At 38.4% G+C, this 4,291-nt stretch carries 4 protein-coding genes and 1 pseudogene; 4 read left to right on the forward strand and 1 reads right to left on the reverse strand.

What is annotated here, in order from left to right:
• The first annotated feature begins 229 nt into the window (after nucleotides 1-229).
• From F6K13_RS20735 to rnc, 4 genes and pseudogenes are all read left to right on the forward strand, one after another.
• Nucleotides 230-412, forward strand: a complete 183-nt coding sequence (locus F6K13_RS20735; RefSeq protein WP_124143476.1) for a hypothetical protein — start codon at nucleotides 230-232, stop codon at nucleotides 410-412.
• A gap of 362 nt (nucleotides 413-774) precedes the next feature.
• A pseudogene (locus F6K13_RS20740) lies at nucleotides 775-1,179 on the forward strand (RNA-guided endonuclease InsQ/TnpB family protein); the annotation flags it as partial.
• A 149-nt stretch (nucleotides 1,180-1,328) separates the two neighbouring features.
• Nucleotides 1,329-1,454: a hypothetical protein gene (locus F6K13_RS20745; RefSeq protein WP_275670287.1), complete on the forward strand. Its 126-nt coding sequence runs from the start codon at nucleotides 1,329-1,331 to the stop codon at nucleotides 1,452-1,454.
• A 221-nt stretch (nucleotides 1,455-1,675) separates the two neighbouring features.
• Nucleotides 1,676-2,413 (forward strand): ribonuclease III, encoded by a 738-nt coding sequence (gene rnc / locus F6K13_RS20750; RefSeq protein ID WP_124143477.1) that lies wholly within the window; start codon nucleotides 1,676-1,678, stop codon nucleotides 2,411-2,413.
• Nucleotides 2,414-3,346: 933 nt separating this feature from the next.
• Here the strand turns inward: rnc and F6K13_RS20755 are convergent.
• On the reverse strand, nucleotides 3,347-4,042 hold the full coding sequence (locus F6K13_RS20755) for a hypothetical protein (protein ID WP_124143478.1): 696 nt from the start codon (nucleotides 4,040-4,042) through the stop codon (nucleotides 3,347-3,349).
• Between the last annotated feature and the right edge of the window lie 249 nt (nucleotides 4,043-4,291).

Below are 4,291 nucleotides of genomic sequence, written 5' to 3' on the forward strand. Positions count from 1 at the left end.
TCGCTAAATAGAGGGAAAAAATCGCTCCAACCTAGACAGAGCAATAATTTCAAGGCCTTTTTAGCCACCAATAGCTACAATCCTTATATAACAAGGTTTTTGGGGGTTTTTGAAGTTATAAAGCGACAAGTCTATTAAGTATAGGTTATTTAGTGTGCCCAATTTGAGTAAATATCAAGCTTTCTCTAGTATCATTTAGGATTTCTATACTAACCTGTGGAGTAAAACTATGTATCATCAGAAATGGAAAAAAATAATTATTTTTTGTTTATTATTTATCTTGATTTTTTTTAGTACCATTATCTTAAAAATTCTCCTGGTAAAACAATCAGCGATCGCTGTAAAAGAAGATGACTGGGATAGATTTTTAGAAGAGAAAGACTTTATTGAAGCAGTAAATCAAGTTGAGTAGCATTGGGAAAGAGACTATGAAAATTACTTTGATGAAAATCTAGCTGACTTTTCAGTAACGGCTGAAGGTATCGCTGAAACTCTTTCAAATATATCTCAACAAACTGGTACAAAACCTGCTGTTATAGCAATGTGCGCTGGCATATTTACACATTATTTTTTGTACACCTGTTCGCTTAATGCACTTTGAGCTGGACATTGTAAATACCTGAGCGCACATTGCTATATTTGGATTTGGTCACGAGCAGAGCAAATGCAGCTAATATTAATAACCCTAGGCAAAAAACCAGAATTTTATAGTGTTACTGATGCAGATAAGGCACAGTTAATTAATACAGTTATAAGCCTAAATAATGTGAAGGCAAACTATCTCAACTACAATATCGGAACCGTAATAAAACAATTGGTTCAGCTAACTGGAAAAAGGCACAACTGAAGATAGCTAGACTGCATAGAAAATTAGCAAACATCCGTCTTGACTCACTTCATAAATTGACAACATACTTAGCCAAGAACCACGGTACTGTTGTCATTGAAAATTTGAATGTTAGCGGTATGCTAGCCAACCATAAGCTGGCGAAATCAGTTAGCAGATAGTGATTTTATGAGTTCAGGCGACAGCTTGAATATAAAACTCAGTGGTACGGCTCTGAGCTAGTAGTTGTTGATAGATTTTTCCCATCATCAAAAACTTGCAGTAGGTGCGGTCATGTTCAGGATATGCCACTAAGCCTGAGAACTTATAACTGTCCTGACTGTGGCTTGTAAATAGATAGAGATTTAAACGCCAGTATAAATTTGAGAGATGCGGTCGGGCAAGACCCGTGAATGCTTGTGGATGAGTAACCGCCGACGGCCTCAGTTGTTTGCATAGCATTCCGTAGGAAAGCAGGAAGTAAACAGTAAAATGTCGCATTATGACATTTTATATCGTTTTTATGAAGCAGTTACAACCACCCCTAGAATTGTCAGAGTTTGGTAATGAAATTTTTTCCCATCCTTATTATTGGTCAGCTTTTACATTAATTGGTAATCCTTGGTAAGTTTTTTGGGCGTTGATAATTTAGACCCTAGATCTTTCTGTATGTAATAATTATAATGTAACTCTAATAGTAAACAAATATTCCATTGCACTAAAATTAGCAAAGTAGGAAGCAGGAAGTAGGGAATAGGGAGAGTCCAAAAATTGGATAATTTATTTTTTGCTATTCCTTAACCCTAAAAGTAAACAAATAAATTGGGAGAGACCAAAACCATCCAAACAATGACTCAAATATATCATCCTCGCCAAAAGCAACTTCAATCTCTAATAGAAAAGTTATCTATACCTCAACAAGCAGCAATAAAATGGAATTTACTAGATTTGGCTTTAACCCATTCTACAGTTTCCTCAATACATAACTATGAACAGTTAGAATTTGTAGGTGATGCAGTAGTTCGACTGGTTGCGGCAGAGTTACTATTTGAAAAGTATTCAAATTATCCAGTAGGAGAATTTGCCGCCATTCGTTCTATTTTGGTGAGCGATCGCTCTCTAGCACAAATTGCAAATAAATATGGGTGGAGTCGTTATTTACTAGTATCTAAAAGTGCAGCAGGAGATCGAGCTGGAGAAGAATCACGAATAGCAGATTCTTTTGAAGCTGTTTTAGCTGCTCTTTATTTAAGCACCAATAGCTTAGAATTAATTCGCCCCTGGTTAGACTCTCACTTTGAAATCTTGATCGCAGAAATTCGCAGTGACCCAGCTAGGCAAAATTATAAAGCAGCTCTCCAAGAATGGACTCAAGGTCATTACAAAACACTGCCAAATTATCAAGTTGAGGAAACAAATAAGATTCATGGCGATCGCGGACGTTTCTTTGCAGAAGTTTGGTTTAAAGGCAAGAAACTTGGCATGGGTAAGGGACCATCAATTAAAGCTGCGGAACAAGCTGCAGCTAAATCTGCTTTGAATCAATTGAAAGCTAAAAGTTTTGAACAGTTAGACGATCTACTTTAGTACCTGATAGATAAAGTTATTCATGGTAGTTAATACTCACCAATCTTGAAAACAAGGTGAATATTCAAGGAGTCAGAAATCAGAAGTGTGTTTGCGCAGCATTCGGATTGAAAATCAGAAGTTAAAATTAGTGGGAGAATGGCTCTTTGCGTAGCATTCCCCAATATATCAAGGAACAAGCGTATTTGACATTAAAGTCTTGCTATGTAAGCTTTTGAGCCTATTTTTTAGGTGTTTTTGACTAATACAAATTTGAAAAAAGAATGTTACGAATAATAAGTGTGATTAAAAGACAAGTACAGGAAATGTCCCTTTGACAAAGGGGTGGAACCCCGGGACGACACCAGTTGCAAGCGGTCGATCTTCGGAGCTTCCCGTAGGGTGGGATGGCGTTTTGCTCCCCAACATGTAAAGCGTTAGCGTTTGCGCAGCATGACCATAGGAAAGCTCCTCTGGAGGAGGAAAGAGGCAGCGGCTCTGTCACTCTTCGGGTCTCCTCGCCATATCCAATCCACCAACAGAGCGGTCAGAACCCGCGTCGGCGTGAGACGCAAGGGAATGCTGACCAAGAGAGGGAACGCGCACCAAAAGAAAAAGAGAATTTATGACCTAAAAATTGGTATTGAAGCCATTAATTCTGTACCTCGCCAATCCGACGGCTTCCCTACCTGAGTTCTGACTTCCTCTCCTGGGAGGGGGAGGGGCGAGGGGTGGGTTGACTCCGAATAAATACCCTATTGTAGCAAATATTTATCAATTTTGTATAAAGTCCCGATAAGGGAGTAGGGAAAATAGGGAGATGTGATCTGCATAGATAGGATCGGCTTTTTCATCACTAATTATCTGGATTTAATATCAATCGAGTTGCATAAGGCTAACGCACATTGAATCTAGTATAACTATCAGCCATGGCATTTTGATTCTGTATGTAAATTAACGCAATGCAAAATCAGACCGTAATCTCAAGTCTAAATCTTCCTCTGGATAAATCACGACTACCTCCGCTTTTTCCCGACCCAATAATACTCCAGCTAAAGCACCCAACCCAGCACCAGCTAATACTCTTTCTGTAGCAATTACTTTATCCCCAGTAATACCAGATAGTAAAGTAGCAGCAGCACCACCGACAGCGGCACCCTTCAAAATATCTCCAGCATCAGCACCCTTTGTGATTTTTTCAGTATCGGTAACTACCCTAGAAATAGCGTCAAAACGAAACCTTCTGCGACCGCGGATAATTAACTGTTCGGCCAAAAATTGAGTACCATCTGAAACAGGTTGTAGTTGACCTTCTATTAAACTGCCAAAGGGTATAATTACTCTTCCTTGAACATCTCGAATATCTTGTGCTACTGTTAGCCTTAATCTCATAGATTCATCTGGACTTAGGACTACTTTTTCTGCTTCCTCATATTCGACAGGTATAAGTGTCCCTGCTGGTATTCGTGCTACAGAAAACGGTCTTCGTTGGTTATTAGGAAGTTGTCTTTGTTGGTTCCCAAGAAACGTTCTTCGCCGATAAAATTGAGCCATAGCAGGATTTGAAATTAGAGGTGTTGCTGTGGCTAATGTCATACCTAAACTTAATAATAAAGATGTTCCGAAATGCCATTTTTTTGAATTAAACATAGATAATATTCTCCAAATAGAAAATTTTCAGCAGTGTAATAAATATCTGATGAGATATAGCAGTGCTAGCTCAGGGGTTTACCAGGGTCATTTCATTCTGGTGCAGGATGGCAGAAATAACTAACCAGTTACAAAATCCTAAAAGCCTTACCAATCAATAATTTTAACTTTTAACTTTTAACTTTTGACTTTTGACTTCCGCGTAGCGGCACTAGATTTTGGCAATGAATTTATTGATTTTCAGACAGG

It is taken from the genome of Okeania sp. SIO2B9 (assembly GCF_010672505.1).
GTDB classification, from domain to species: Bacteria; Cyanobacteriota; Cyanobacteriia; order Cyanobacteriales; family Microcoleaceae; genus Okeania; species Okeania hirsuta.